This is a genomic window from Paenibacillus sp. 32352, assembly GCF_002042965.1.
In the GTDB taxonomy this organism is placed as follows: domain Bacteria; phylum Bacillota; class Bacilli; order Paenibacillales; family NBRC-103111; genus Paenibacillus_S; species Paenibacillus_S vulneris.
On sequence record NZ_MZNT01000024.1, the window covers coordinates 19,453 to 33,697 of the forward strand.

The window sequence follows — 14,245 nt, forward strand, 5'->3', positions numbered from 1 at the left end:
AGCGTTCCATGAACGCTAACTTCGTAAGTAGCCCCTCCACCGAGGGTCTTCTTTATTAGATAACTTCTGGTGCAAGAGAAACGATTTTCATGAAATCTCTGTCACGAAGTTCACGAGCAACTGGTCCAAAGATACGAGTTCCACGAGGACTCTTATCTTCTTTTACGATAACCGCTGCATTCTCATCAAAGCTGATGTAAGAACCGTCTTTACGACGAGCGCCGCTTTTCGTACGAACGATAACTGCTTTAACTACATCGCCCTTTTTGACAACGCCTCCTGGTGTTGCTTCTTTCACGGAGCAAATGATCAAATCACCGATGTGTCCTACGCGACGGCCAGTACCACCCAATACGCGGATGCACATAAGTTTCTTAGCGCCAGAGTTGTCAGCCACATTTAAACGAGATAGAGGTTGAATCATTGTCTAAACCCTCCTTCCGGAATTGATGCAATTAGCATATCTTAAACGATAATCGCTTTTTCTACAACTTCAACCAGTCTCCAGCGCTTGTCTTTGGAGATCGGACGAGTTTCCATTACTCTTACAACGTCACCGATTTGAGCTTCGTTGTTTTCGTCATGGGCTTTGAATTTCTTAGTATATTTGATTCTCTTGTGGTAAAGATCGTGCTTTTTGTAAGTCTCAACAGCAACAACGATGGTTTTATCCATTTTGTTACTTACGACTTTACCTACCTGAGTTTTACGTTCGTTACGTTCACTCATTGGGAGATCCTCCTCTCTCATTCATTAACTAATGATACCCAGTTCTCTTTCACGCAAAATAGTCTTTGCACGAGCAATCTCTTTGCGGACTTCTCGAATCTGAACTGGGTTCTCCAGTTGACCGGTAGCCAGTTGAAAACGGAGGTTAAAGAGTTGTTCCTTAAATCCGGCAACCTTTTGTTCAATCTCAGCAGTGGTTAAGTTGCGAAATTCACTAGCTTTCATTTGCTTCACCACCTACATCTTCTCTTTTAACAAACTTCGTTTTGATCGGCAGCTTGTGAGAAGCAAGACGCATTGCTTCGCGAGCAATCTCTTCACTTACGCCGGCAAGTTCGAACATGATTTTACCTGGCTTAACAACAGCAACCCATTTCTCCACGTTACCTTTACCGCTACCCATCCGGACCTCAAGAGGCTTTTGAGTAATTGGCTTCGCAGGGAAAATTTTGATCCAAACTTTACCGCCACGTCTGATATAACGAGTCATAGCAATACGGGCAGCTTCGATTTGACGGTTAGTTACCCAAGCTGGTTCCATAGCTTGCAAACCATATTCTCCGAAATGCACTTCCGTACCGCCTTTAGCACGGCCGCGCATGTTACCACGATGTTCTTTACGGTGTTTTACACGTTTAGGAACTAACATGATTAGTTGCCTCCTTCCGTTACAGCCTTTTTCTTAGCCGTTGGAAGAACTTCGCCACGATAGATCCATACTTTTACACCGATACGACCATAAGTAGTATGAGCTTCCGCTGTACCATAGTCGATATCCGCACGCAATGTATGAAGAGGAACTGTACCCTCGCTGTATCCTTCCGTTCTGGCGATTTCCGCTCCACCCAAACGACCGCTTACTGATGTTTTGATCCCTTTTGCTCCAGCTCTGATCGTTCTTTGGATCGCTTGTTTCATCGCACGACGGAACGAAACACGACGCTCCAATTGTTGAGCAATGCTTTCTGCAACCAAGATTGCGTCCAGCTCAGGGTTTTTGATTTCAGAGATATTGATGTGGATTTTCTTACCGTTAGTCAGCTTGGAGATGTAGTTACGAATAACTTCAACCTCAGAGCCACCTTTACCGATAACCATACCAGGCTTCGCCGTATGAATAGTAACATTAACACGGTTCGCAGCACGTTCAATATCAATATGAGAAACAGCCGATTCCTTCAGCTTTTCTTTCAAATACTCGCGGATTTTCACGTCCTCAAGCAGCAGATCGCCGAAATCTTTGCCAGCGTACCACTTGGATTCCCAATCGCGGATAATACCAATTCTAAGTCCTACCGGGTTTACTTTCTGACCCACACGTTATCCCTCCTTATTTTTCAGATACCACTACAGTAATGTGGCTGGTACGTTTATTGATACGGCTCGCACGTCCCATAGCGCGAGGACGGAATCTCTTCATTGTTGGACCTTGGTTAACAAAGGTTTGGGAAATCACCAGGTTGTTAGGGTCCATAGAGTAGTTATGCTCAGCATTAGCGATAGCGGAGTTCAATACCTTCTCCACAATCGGGGATGCTGCTTTCGGCGTATGACGCAGAATCGCAATAGCTTCTCCTACTTGCTTGCCGCGGATCAAGTCGATAACCAATTGCACCTTACGAGGAGCAATACGTACGAATCTTGCAATGGATTTTGCTTCTGGCATGGAAGTACCTCCTCTCATTGACACTCATATTACCAAACGCTACGATTAGCGCTTGCCTGTTTTCTTGTCGTCATCATGACCTTTGTAAGTACGAGTTGGAGCAAACTCACCCAGTTTGTGTCCAACCATATCTTCCGTTACATACACCGGTACGTGCTTTCTGCCATCATACACCGCAAAAGTGTGACCAATGAATTGCGGGAAAATGGTAGAACGGCGAGACCAAGTTTTGATGACTTGTTTTTTCGTAGTATCACCTTGCGCTTCGACTTTCTTCAAAAGATAGTCATCCACGAAAGGACCCTTTTTTAAACTGCGACCCATGTTTCGTTCCTCCCTTCAATAATCGTGACGAGATTCATATTACTTCGTACGACGACGAACGATATATTTATCAGAAGCTTTACCTTTTTTACGAGTTTTATAACCCAGAGTCGGTTTACCCCATGGAGACATCGGGGATTTACGTCCGATTGGAGCGCGGCCTTCACCACCACCGTGAGGGTGATCGTTAGGGTTCATTACTACCCCGCGCACTTCAGGTCTTTGACCCAACCAGCGGGAACGTCCAGCTTTACCGATCTTAACCAATTCGTAGTCTTCGTTACCTACGGAACCGATTGTAGCGCGGCAAACTTTCAGTACTTTTCTTACTTCGCCGGAAGAAAGACGAACTGTTACATACTCATCTTCTTTACCAAGCAATTGAGCTTCTGTACCAGCTGCACGAACCAATTGTCCGCCTTTACCTGGCTTCAGCTCGATGTTGTGGATAACCGTACCTACAGGAATGTTCTCAAGCGGCAATGCATTACCGATTTTGATATCCGCATCTGCGCCGGAGAAAATTTGGTCTCCCACTTTCAAACCTTTAGGAGCGATGATGTAACGTTTCTCACCATCCGCGTAATGAATCAAAGCGATGTTAGCCGAACGGTTTGGATCATACTCGATTGTAGCAACGCGTCCAGGTATTCCGTCTTTGGTCCGTTTGAAATCGATAATCCGGTATTTACGCTTGTGGCCACCGCCTTGGTGACGAACCGTAATTTTACCTTGATTGTTGCGGCCCGCTTTCTTGCTAAGTGGAGCCAACAACGATTTCTCAGGTGTTGAAGTTGTAATTTCTTCGAATGTAGAAACCGACATAGCACGACGTGCTGGTGATGTTGGTTTATATTTTTTGATTGGCACTTGGATTCCCTCCTTACTTCAAAAAATTAGATTACGCGTTCTCGAAGAATTCGAGTTCTTTGCTGTCTGCGCTCAAGGAAACAATCGCTTTTTTCCACTCGGATGTATATCCGGAATGACGACCGTAGCGCTTAGGCTTAGCAGGCATTCTCAATGTGTTAACATTCGTTACTTTCACTTTGAAAATAGACTCAATGGCCTGTTTAATTTCCGTCTTGTTCGCACGGAGTTCCACTTCGAAGACATATTTCTTCTCGGCCATCATATCACTCGTACGTTCAGTGATCACAGGGCGCTTAATAATGTCGCGAGGGTTCTTCATTACGCAAACACCTCCTCTACCTTCTGTACCGCATCCTTAGTAATGATCAGCTTGTCATATACCATAACATCAAGCACGTTAATTCCTTCAGCCACCACAAATTTGATGCCAGGAATGTTGCGTGCGGACAATGCCACGTTTTCTTCGTAACCAGCTGTTACTACCAAAGCTTTACGATCCACTTTCAAGTTGCTAAGAATAGCTGCAAATTCTTTCGTCTTAGGTTGAGTCAATTGCAATTGATCCAACACGATGATTTCATTTCCGATTACCTTGGAAGATAATGCAGATTTAATCGCAAGACGACGGACTTTCTTAGGAAGTTTGTAAGAGTAGCTGCGCGGAGTCGGACCAAATACGGTACCGCCACCTTTCCATTGAGGAGCGCGAATACTACCTTGACGAGCACGGCCTGTACCTTTTTGTTTCCAAGGCTTACGACCGCCGCCGCGAACTTCAGAACGACCTTTTACTTTATGTGTACCAAGACGAAGGGAAGCACGTTGCATCAACACTGCTTCGTTCAATACGTGAGTGTGCGGTTCGATACCGAATACGGAATCCGACAACTCAACTTCTCCCACTTGGGAACCACTAACGTTGTATAATGCTACTTTTGGCATCTGTTAATCCTCCTTTCCTGCTTTACTTATTTCTTAACTGTAGATTTCACGCTAACGTAGCTGTTTTTAGCACCAGGGATGGAGCCTTTAACCAAGATAACGTTACGATCAGTGTCTACTTTGATAACTTCAAGATTTTGCAAGGTTACTGTTTCGCTACCCATATGTCCTGGCAGGTTTTTACCTTTAGGAACGCGGTTAGCTTGGATCGAACCCATGGAACCTGGACCGCGGTGATAACGGGAACCGTGAGCCATTGGACCTGTGGATTGATTATGTCTTTTGATAACGCCTTGGAATCCTTTACCTTTGGAAGTACCTGTTACGTCAACGAACTCGCCTGCCGCGAACAAGTCAGCTTTAATTTCTTGGCCAACTTCAAACCCGGACATACCGCGAATTTCTTTTACGTAGCGCTTAGGTGTTGCGCCCGCTTTTTTCGCATGGCCCAACTCAGGCTTAATAGCGTTCTTTTCTTTCTTATCGTCAAAGCCGATTTGGATCGCCTCGTAACCGTCGTTTTCAGCATCCTTCTTTTGCAGCACTGTGCAAGGACCTGCTTGGATAACCGTTACTGGAATCACCAAACCTTCTGGAGTAAACACTTGGGTCATTCCAAGTTTTTTCCCTAAGATACCTTTCATCGTTGACACCTCTTTTCCTTATATACGCTCATTTATTTATTCACAATGTGAATTATAGTTTGATTTCGATGTCCACACCGGACGGCAGATCCAAACGCATCAAAGCATCTACTGTTTGCGGCGTTGGATTAACAATATCGATCAAGCGCTTGTGTGTGCGCATTTCGAATTGCTCGCGAGAGTCTTTGTATTTGTGAACCGCACGAAGAATCGTGATGATTTGCTTCTCCGTTGGCAACGGAATCGGACCCGATACGCCTGCACCGGAACGTTTCGCAGTTTCTACAATTTTCTCAGCGGATTGATCAAGTACTCTGTGATCATAAGCCTTCAAACGAATACGAATTTTTTGCTTTGCCATAGTATTCCCTCCTTCTATCGCCCAATTTAGTATCGGACATACTCAGTGAAAATCTCCTGACGCCGTCCCTATGGCAAAGGGGCCGGGTGTGTCAGCAACCTCTCACGTCATCGCAACGTCACAGACCAACGCTAACTATTATATAAAATATGAAACAAAATAGCAAGCAAATCTTTATGTTTTTGCCTAAAAAAATAAATCCCCTCATCTTATAGAAGATGAAGGGATTCTTTCTATCAAAAACTACTTGCTGATGGTAGCAACCGCGCCCGCACCAACAGTACGTCCGCCTTCACGAATCGCGAAGCGAGTACCTTCTTCGATAGCGATTGGGGAGATCAGTTCAACCGTAACGGTGATGTTATCACCAGGCATAACCATCTCAGTACCTTCAGGAAGGTTGATGATACCAGTTACGTCAGTTGTACGGAAGTAGAACTGAGGACGGTATCCAGTGAAGAAAGGCTTATGACGGCCACCTTCTTCTTTAGTCAAAACGTAGATTTGAGCAGAGAAGTTAGTGTGAGGTTTAACCGAACCCGGTTTAGCCAAAACTTGTCCACGCTCGATATCTTTACGGTCTACACCACGAAGCAATGCACCGATGTTGTCACCAGCTTGAGCGGAATCCAGCAATTTGCGGAACATCTCTACGCCAGTTACAACGGATTTGCGAGTTTCTTCAACAAGACCAACGATTTCGATCTCGTCTTGAACTTTAACAGTACCGCGCTCTACACGACCTGTAGCAACTGTACCACGGCCAGTGATGGAGAATACGTCCTCGACAGGCATCAAGAAAGGCTTGTCAGTGTCGCGCTCAGGAGTTGGGATGTAAGTATCGATTTGCTCGAACAGCTCAACGATTTTGTCAGCCCAAGGACCGTCTGGGTTTTGCAAAGCTTCACGAGCTGCGCCGCGAACGATTGGAGTGTCGTCGCCTGGGAACTCGTATTCGTTCAGCAGGTCGCGAACTTCCATTTCAACCAATTCAAGAAGCTCTTCGTCTTCAACCATGTCGCATTTGTTCAAGAATACAACGATGTAAGGAACGCCTACTTGGCGGGACAACAGGATGTGCTCGCGAGTTTGCGGCATTGGGCCGTCAGCTGCGGATACAACCAGGATTGCTCCGTCCATTTGTGCAGCACCAGTGATCATGTTTTTAACATAGTCAGCGTGACCTGGGCAGTCAACGTGTGCATAGTGACGGTTAGGAGTTTCATACTCAACGTGTGCGGTGGAGATAGTGATACCGCGCTCGCGCTCTTCTGGAGCTTTGTCGATTTGGTCAAATGCTACTGCAGCACCGCCGTATCTTTTGGACAATACAGTTGTGATAGCAGCTGTCAAAGTTGTTTTACCGTGGTCAACGTGACCGATGGTACCAATGTTAACATGGGGTTTATTACGTTCAAATTTCGCTTTTGCCATGGTTAGATTGCCTCCTTAAATAGACATTTATTATTAGGCGCCTTTGTGCTTTGCAACAATTTCTTCTGCAATGGACTTAGGCACTTCTTCATAATGGGAAATTTCCATAGAGTATACGCCGCGACCTTGTGTTCTGGAACGCAAAGTAGTGGAGTATCCAAACATTTCAGAAAGAGGTACCTTCGCACGAATGATTTGTGCACCGTGACGGGTGTCCATACCTTCGATACGTCCGCGGCGGGAGTTCAGGTCGCCCATTACGTCGCCCATGTACTCTTCCGGTACGGTAACTTCAACCTTCATGATTGGCTCTAGCAATGCCGGACGGCATTTTTCAGCAGCTGCTTTCAAAGCCATGGAGCCGGCAATTTTAAACGCCATCTCACTGGAGTCAACATCATGGTAAGAACCGTCAACGACAGTTGCTTTGATATCAACCAGCGGGAAGCCAGCGTATACGCCGTTTTTCATAGACTCTTCGATACCAGCTTGGATCGGAGCAATGTATTCACGAGGAATAGCACCACCGACGATTTTGCTTTCGAACTGGAAGCCAGTTCCTGGCTCAAGAGGTTCGAACTCAACCCAACAATGTCCGTATTGACCACGGCCACCGGATTGGCGAACGAATTTACCTTCAACTTTAGCCGCTTGACGGAATGTTTCACGGTAAGCAACCTGTGGTTTACCCACGTTGGTTTCTACCTTGAACTCACGAAGCATACGGTCAACCAAGATCTCCAGGTGAAGCTCACCCATACCGGCGATAATCGTTTGACCTGTCTCTTCGTCCGTGTGAGCACGGAAAGTTGGATCCTCTTCAGACAGTTTTTGCAAAGCGATACCCATTTTGTCTTGGTCAGCCTTGGTTTTAGGCTCAACAGCAAGCTGGATAACCGGCTCTGGGAAGTTCATGGACTCCAGGATTACCGGATGCTTCTCATCGCAAAGTGTGTCACCGGTTGTCGTATCTTTCAAACCAACGGCTGCCGCGATATCACCGGAGTAAACTTCGCTGATTTCTTGACGGCTGTTAGCGTGCATCTGAAGGATACGGCCGATTCTTTCACGTTTGCCTTTTGTGGAGTTGATTACGTACGAACCGGAGCTCAAGATACCGGAATATACGCGGAAGAATGTCAATTTACCTACAAACGGATCCGTCATGATCTTGAACGCAAGAGCAGCGAACGGTTGATCGTCAGCAGATTTACGAGTAACTTCCGTACCGTCCTCCAAAGTTCCTTTAATGTCAGGAACGTCGATAGGAGCTGGCAAATAATCCACAACAGCGTCAATCATCAATTGAACGCCTTTGTTACGGTAAGAAGAACCGCAAACAACAGGGAAGATCTTAACTTGGCAAACGCCTTGACGAAGAGCTTTTTTGATCTCTTCAACAGTCAATTCTTCACCCTCGAGGTATTTCATTGTAAGCTCTTCATCAAGCTCAGCAACTTTCTCCACGAGTTCAAGGCGAAGCTCTTCCGCTTTTGCTTTGTATTCTTCAGGGATTTCAACGATTTCGACTTCTTTACCCAAATCGTCTTTAAACATGTGGGCAACTTGTTCAACCAAGTCGATAATACCAACGAAATCACTTTCAGCACCGATCGGCAATTGGATGGCTACTGCATTTGCGCCAAGTCTTGCACGCATTTGCTCAATTACACCCAAGAAATCCGCGCCGATGATGTCCATTTTATTTACGTATGCAATACGAGGAACTCCGTAACGGTCAGCTTGTCTCCAAACTGTCTCGGATTGAGGCTCAACGCCTTCCTTCGCACTGAACACACCTACTGCTCCATCCAACACGCGTAGGGAACGTTCAACTTCAACGGTGAAGTCAACGTGTCCCGGGGTATCGATGATATTGATGCGGTGACCTTTCCAAGAAGCAGTCGTAGCGGCAGACGTAATTGTAATACCGCGCTCTTGCTCTTGTTCCATCCAGTCCATCGTTGCAGCACCTTCGTGCACTTCACCGATTTTATGAGTACGGCCTGTGTAGAACAAGATACGCTCCGTTGTAGTCGTTTTACCCGCATCAATATGCGCCATAATCCCGATATTACGCGTATCTTTTAAGGAGAACTCTCTAGCCATTAGGTTGTCTCCTTCCTATTATCAGGAATTGAATTTTACCAACGATAGTGCGCGAACGCTTTGTTGGCTTCTGCCATTTTGTGCGTATCTTCACGTTTCTTAACGGAAGCACCTGTGTTGTTGCTGGCATCAATAATTTCTTGAGCCAATCTTTCTTCCATCGTTTTCTCACCGCGAAGGCGGGAGTAGTTTACCAACCAGCGAAGACCCAAAGTCGTACGACGATCTGGTCTTACTTCGATAGGTACTTGGTAGTTCGCACCACCTACACGACGGGCTTTTACTTCAAGAACAGGCATGATGTTTTTGATGGCTGCTTCAAACACTTCCATCGGCTCTTTACCTGTACGTTCTTGAATCAGATTGAAGGCGTTATAAAGGATTGTCTGAGCGACACCTCTTTTGCCATCGATCATAATGCGGTTGATCAAACGAGTTACCAGCTTGCTATTATAAATAGGATCTGGCAATACGTCTCTGCGAGTAACTGGACCTTTACGAGGCATAGTTATCCCCCTTTCTCAAAAAGTTCATTCTATTTGGGTTTTTAGGACTTTTTCGCTTTTGGACGCTTCGTACCGTATTTCGAACGAGCTTGCATACGGTTGTTAACGCCGGATGTATCCAAAGCACCACGAACGATGTGATAACGTACCCCTGGAAGGTCTTTTACCCGGCCACCACGGATCAGAACAACACTGTGCTCTTGCAGGTTGTGTCCGATACCCGGGATGTAGGCAGTAACCTCTACACGGTTAGTCAAACGCACACGAGCGTATTTACGAAGTGCGGAGTTCGGTTTCTTCGGTGTCATTGTACCTACACGAGTACATACACCGCGCTTTTGAGGAGCGCTCAGGTCTGTAGCTTCTCTTTTCAGAGCGTTAAAACCTTTTTGAAGAGCCGGAGATTTCGATTTTTCGACTTTTGCTTGACGTCCTTTACGAACGAGCTGGTTAATTGTTGGCATGTCGCCACCTCCTTCCAAATTTGCGTTTCATGATTTAAGCCCACAGATCCAGGCGAATCGTAAATGAACAAAGTAAAAGTTTTTGCCATCATCACATCGCTGTTCTGCAGACAAAAACATCAGTTTGACTCATTCACTACAGCTGCCATTGCAGCTCCAACTTCAATACCACACGCCTTACCTAACAACTTCATGGAATCAACGTATGTTACCTTAACCCCCATTTTCTTGCAGAGGTTAACCATCTTTATCGTTATTCGCGGATCTGCATCTTGAGCAACAAAGACCTCTGTGGCCTTGCCTAGCTCCACCATTCTTGTCGCTTGCTTCGTGCCTATGCTTATGTTCGCTGCCTGTTTCACTTTTTCATAAGACATAAAAACATCCTCCAAAGCACAGGTGACTATTATAAATTGGCACACTTCGATATATTAGCATCCCATGAACACTGTGTCAAGAAAATTGCTTGTCTTCACAAAAAGAAAATAATTCACATTTTCTTAGGTGAAGACAAGCATCTATCCATTCTCTATTCGACATCAAGTGTCTAGTAGGCTTCTTGCTATTATTCTACCGTAACAGTTTCCATCTCTACAGACAGATTCTCATCGGTTTCCGGTTCATTCGGGTTCGTAATACGGATATTGCGGTATCTCGGCATCCCTGTTCCTGCAGGAATGAGTTTACCGATGATAACATTTTCCTTCAAGCCGAGCAGCTGGTCGACCTTGCCTTTGATAGCCGCGTCAGTCAATACGCGTGTCGTTTCCTGGAAGGATGCCGCGGACAGGAACGAATCCGTCTCAAGGGATGCTTTGGTAATACCTAACAGCACCGGTCTTGCAACGGCTGGTTCCAGGTCTGCGAACAGAGCAACTTTGTTCGCTTCCTCGTATTCATGAATGTCAACGAACGAGCCTGGCAGCAGAGTTGTATCTCCAGCGTCAACGATACGGATTTTGCGAAGCATCTGGCGAACCATAACTTCGATATGCTTATCGTTGATTTCAACGCCCTGGTTACGGTAAACGCGTTGAACCTCTTGAAGGATATAGTTCTGCACGCCGCGGATACCTTTGATACGCAGCATTTCTTTAGGGTCGATGGAACCTTCCGTCAGCTCGTCACCGGCTTCAACGTGCTGGTTCACCGATACACGGATACGGGATCCGTAAGGTACTGCATACGTTTTGGATTCAGCTTCGCCATGGACTTCGATTTCACGACGGTCTTTCGCTTCACGGATATCTTTAATAGTACCATCAATTTCCGTGATGATCGCTTGACCTTTCGGATTTCTAGCCTCGAACAGCTCCTGGATACGCGGCAAACCTTGCGTGATATCGTCTCCCGCAACGCCCCCTGTATGGAACGTACGCATCGTCAACTGAGTTCCCGGTTCACCGATGGACTGAGCGGCGATAATACCGACAGCTTCCCCGATTTCCACGTGATTGCCTGTCGCCAGGTTACGGCCGTAGCATTTTTTGCAGACGCCGTGTCTGGAGCGGCAGCTGAGTACGGAACGGATTTGCAGCTTTTCGATACCAGCTTCAATGATTCTGTCAGCGATATTTGCTTCGATCAATTCATTGCGGCCGATAATAACCTCGCCGGTTTGCGGATCGCGAATCGTTTCGAACGCGTAGCGGCCTTCGATACGATCGTACAGATCCTCGATGACCTCTTTACCGTCTTGAATACGGCTAACCATAAAGCCTTTATCGGTACCGCAATCTTCGTCACGAACGATAACGTCTTGCGCAACGTCGACGAGACGACGAGTCAAGTAACCGGAGTCCGCTGTACGAAGCGCCGTATCCGCCAGACCTTTACGAGCACCGTGTGTAGAAATAAAGTACTCCAAGACCGTCAAACCTTCACGGAAGTTCGATTTGATTGGCAACTCATAGATACGTCCGGTTGGCGTCGCCATCAGACCGCGCATACCGCCCAGCTGTGTAATCTGCGATTTGTTACCCCGTGCTTTGGATTCCACCATCATGTTAATGGAATTATATTTATCAAGGGACTTCATCAGGATATCCGTGATTTCATCCTTCGTTTTACTCCAGATCGCAATAACGCGGTCATACCGTTCGTCGTCTGTAATCAGACCACGGCGATATTGGTTCGTTACCACATTAACTTTATCTTCCGACTCTTTCAGAAGCGCATCCTTCTCAGGCGGAACCGTTACGTCGGATACGGCGATCGTAATCCCCGCTTTGGTCGAGTAGGTAAAGCCCAGCTCCTTGATGCGGTCCAAAATAACCGACGTTTGAGTCGTATGATATTTGCGGAAGCATTCGGCAATAATGGAGCCTAAGTACTCTTTGCCGATGGCTTTACACTCAGGCAGCTCTTCCATGATCTTACGGATGTTCGCGCCCTTTTCAAATACGAAATAGCGGTCCGACGCACCGTTCAACAGGTTAGTCTTAGTCGGCTCGTTGATATACGGGAAATCGGAAGGGTAAATTTCGTTGAAAATGACTTTACCGATCGTCGTAATGAGCATAGCTTCCTGCTGCTCAGGCGTAAAGCTCGTTTTATTGAGCACTTTCGCCGGGATCGCAATACGCGCGTGCAGTGCAGCAGCTCCGCGTTGGTATAAGGAAACCGCTTCGTGCACAGAACGAACGATAGTCAAAGCGCCTTTAGCAAACTTGTTATCCGTGGTCAGATAGAAGCTACCCAAGACCATATCCTGCGAAGGTGTAACAACCGGCTTACCGTCTTTCGGGTTCAAGATGTTACCCGATGCAAGCATGAGCACTCGTGCTTCTGCTTGTGCCTCAGAGGACAACGGTACGTGAACGGCCATTTGGTCACCGTCGAAGTCCGCATTATACGCCGTACATACGAGCGGATGCAGCTTGATGGCGCGGCCTTCTACCAGGATCGGTTCGAAAGCCTGGATACCCAATCTATGCAGCGTAGGGGCACGGTTCAGAAGAACTGGATGCTCCTTGATTACTTCTTCGAGAACATCCCACACCTCAGGGCTTACACGCTCAACTTTACGTTTTGCGCTTTTGATATTGTGGGCAAGACCTTTGTTCACAAGCTCTTTCATAACGAAAGGCTTAAACAGTTCCAATGCCATTTCCTTAGGAAGACCGCATTGGTACATTTTCAAGCTCGGTCCTACTACGATAACGGAACGACCGGAATAGTCAACCCGTTTACCGAGCAAGTTTTGACGGAAACGCCCTTGCTTACCTTTGAGCATGTGGCTCAAGGATTTCAACGGACGGTTACCAGGACCAGTTACAGGACGGCCACGGCGGCCGTTGTCGATCAACGCATCGACAGCTTCCTGCAGCATGCGCTTCTCGTTCTGAACAATGATGTCCGGTGCGCCGAGATCCAACAAACGCTTCAAACGGTTGTTCCGGTTAATAACACGGCGGTACAAATCGTTCAAGTCGGAAGTGGCAAAACGTCCGCCATCCAATTGAACCATCGGGCGAAGCTCTGGCGGGATGACCGGAAGTACATCCAGAACCATCCACTCCGGCATATTTTTCGAATTGCGGAATGCTTCCATAACTTCAAGACGCTTAATGGCACGATTACGACGCTGCCCTTGCGCGGTCTTAAGTTCTTCTTTCAGCTGTTCAACCTCTTTATCGATGTCGATATCCTGAAGAAGCTTTTTGACCGCTTCTGCACCCATGCCTGCTTGGAAAGCATAGCCGTATTTTTCACGGTAGCTGCGGTATTCCTTCTCCGACAGCAGTTGCTTTTTCTCAAGAGGTGTATCTCCTGGATCAGTTACTACATAGGATGCAAAGTAGATAATCTCTTCGAGAGAGCGAGGAGACATATCCAAAGCCAAGCCCATGCGGCTCGGGATCCCTTTGAAGTACCAGATATGGGATACCGGCGCCGCCAGCTCAATGTGACCCATCCGTTCGCGACGGACCTTTTGACGGGTAACTTCCACGCCGCAGCGATCACAAACTACGCCTTTATAACGAACGCGTTTGTATTTGCCGCAGTGACATTCCCAGTCCTTTGTAGGGCCAAATATTTTTTCACAGAACAAGCCTTCCTTCTCAGGCTTCAACGTTCTGTAGTTAATTGTTTCCGGCTTTTTGACTTCCCCACGGGACCATGAACGAATCTTTTCAGGAGAGGCCAAGCCTATTTTCATGAATTCGAAGTTGTTAACGTCCATCAAGGAG

18 protein-coding genes are annotated in these 14,245 nt (G+C 46.7%); all 18 read right to left on the reverse strand.

Annotation, left to right across the window (positions count from 1 at the left end):
- Window positions 1–55 precede the first annotated feature (55 nt).
- A complete protein-coding gene (gene rplN, locus B1728_RS34650) occupies window positions 56–424 on the reverse strand; it encodes a 50S ribosomal protein L14 (RefSeq protein ID WP_079914975.1) in 369 nt (122 codons plus the stop codon).
- 41 nt (window positions 425–465) lie between these two features.
- The gene (gene rpsQ / locus B1728_RS34655) at window positions 466–729 is read right to left on the reverse strand and encodes a 30S ribosomal protein S17 (protein ID WP_079914976.1); all 264 of its coding nucleotides are present in this window, start codon (window positions 727–729) and stop codon (window positions 466–468) included.
- Between the two features lie 24 nt (window positions 730–753).
- On the reverse strand, window positions 754–954 hold the full coding sequence (rpmC, locus tag B1728_RS34660) for a 50S ribosomal protein L29 (protein ID WP_079914977.1): 201 nt from the start codon (window positions 952–954) through the stop codon (window positions 754–756).
- Window positions 944–1,378 (reverse strand): 50S ribosomal protein L16, encoded by a 435-nt coding sequence (gene rplP / locus B1728_RS34665; protein ID WP_079914978.1) that lies wholly within the window; start codon window positions 1,376–1,378, stop codon window positions 944–946. Before rplP ends, rpmC begins: the two co-directional genes overlap by 11 nt.
- Before the next feature lie 2 nt (window positions 1,379–1,380).
- Window positions 1,381–2,046, reverse strand: coding sequence for a 30S ribosomal protein S3 (rpsC, locus tag B1728_RS34670; RefSeq protein WP_079914979.1), 666 nt, complete (start codon window positions 2,044–2,046; stop codon window positions 1,381–1,383).
- 13 nt (window positions 2,047–2,059) lie between these two features.
- Complete coding sequence (rplV, locus tag B1728_RS34675; protein ID WP_079914980.1) at window positions 2,060–2,395, reverse strand: 50S ribosomal protein L22; 336 nt, start codon at window positions 2,393–2,395, stop codon at window positions 2,060–2,062.
- A 45-nt stretch (window positions 2,396–2,440) separates the two neighbouring features.
- The gene (rpsS, locus tag B1728_RS34680) at window positions 2,441–2,719 is read right to left on the reverse strand and encodes a 30S ribosomal protein S19 (protein WP_079914981.1); all 279 of its coding nucleotides are present in this window, start codon (window positions 2,717–2,719) and stop codon (window positions 2,441–2,443) included.
- 39 nt (window positions 2,720–2,758) lie between these two features.
- On the reverse strand, window positions 2,759–3,589 hold the full coding sequence (gene rplB / locus B1728_RS34685; protein ID WP_079914982.1) for a 50S ribosomal protein L2: 831 nt from the start codon (window positions 3,587–3,589) through the stop codon (window positions 2,759–2,761).
- A 31-nt stretch (window positions 3,590–3,620) separates the two neighbouring features.
- Window positions 3,621–3,911, reverse strand: coding sequence for a 50S ribosomal protein L23 (gene rplW / locus B1728_RS34690; RefSeq protein ID WP_028552014.1), 291 nt, complete (start codon window positions 3,909–3,911; stop codon window positions 3,621–3,623).
- Window positions 3,911–4,534, reverse strand: coding sequence for a 50S ribosomal protein L4 (gene rplD / locus B1728_RS34695; protein ID WP_079914983.1), 624 nt, complete (start codon window positions 4,532–4,534; stop codon window positions 3,911–3,913). Before rplD ends, rplW begins: the two co-directional genes overlap by 1 nt.
- 26 nt (window positions 4,535–4,560) lie before the next feature.
- Entirely contained in the window at window positions 4,561–5,178 is a 618-nt protein-coding gene (gene rplC, locus B1728_RS34700) for a 50S ribosomal protein L3 (RefSeq protein WP_079914984.1), read from the reverse strand.
- Window positions 5,179–5,230: 52 nt separating this feature from the next.
- The gene (gene rpsJ, locus B1728_RS34705; protein WP_006212922.1) at window positions 5,231–5,539 is read right to left on the reverse strand and encodes a 30S ribosomal protein S10; all 309 of its coding nucleotides are present in this window, start codon (window positions 5,537–5,539) and stop codon (window positions 5,231–5,233) included.
- Window positions 5,540–5,782: 243 nt separating this feature from the next.
- On the reverse strand, window positions 5,783–6,973 hold the full coding sequence (tuf, locus tag B1728_RS34710; RefSeq protein WP_079914985.1) for an elongation factor Tu: 1,191 nt from the start codon (window positions 6,971–6,973) through the stop codon (window positions 5,783–5,785).
- A 33-nt stretch (window positions 6,974–7,006) separates the two neighbouring features.
- Complete coding sequence (fusA, locus tag B1728_RS34715; RefSeq protein WP_079914986.1) at window positions 7,007–9,082, reverse strand: elongation factor G; 2,076 nt, start codon at window positions 9,080–9,082, stop codon at window positions 7,007–7,009.
- Between the two features lie 35 nt (window positions 9,083–9,117).
- Window positions 9,118–9,588: a 30S ribosomal protein S7 gene (gene rpsG, locus B1728_RS34720; protein ID WP_079914987.1), complete on the reverse strand. Its 471-nt coding sequence runs from the start codon at window positions 9,586–9,588 to the stop codon at window positions 9,118–9,120.
- A gap of 41 nt (window positions 9,589–9,629) precedes the next feature.
- A complete protein-coding gene (gene rpsL, locus B1728_RS34725) occupies window positions 9,630–10,052 on the reverse strand; it encodes a 30S ribosomal protein S12 (RefSeq protein ID WP_079914988.1) in 423 nt (140 codons plus the stop codon).
- Window positions 10,053–10,171: 119 nt separating this feature from the next.
- Window positions 10,172–10,429 (reverse strand): ribosomal L7Ae/L30e/S12e/Gadd45 family protein, encoded by a 258-nt coding sequence (locus B1728_RS34730; protein ID WP_079914989.1) that lies wholly within the window; start codon window positions 10,427–10,429, stop codon window positions 10,172–10,174.
- A 188-nt stretch (window positions 10,430–10,617) separates the two neighbouring features.
- Entirely contained in the window at window positions 10,618–14,241 is a 3,624-nt protein-coding gene (gene rpoC, locus B1728_RS34735) for a DNA-directed RNA polymerase subunit beta' (RefSeq protein ID WP_079914990.1), read from the reverse strand.
- Between the last annotated feature and the right edge of the window lie 4 nt (window positions 14,242–14,245).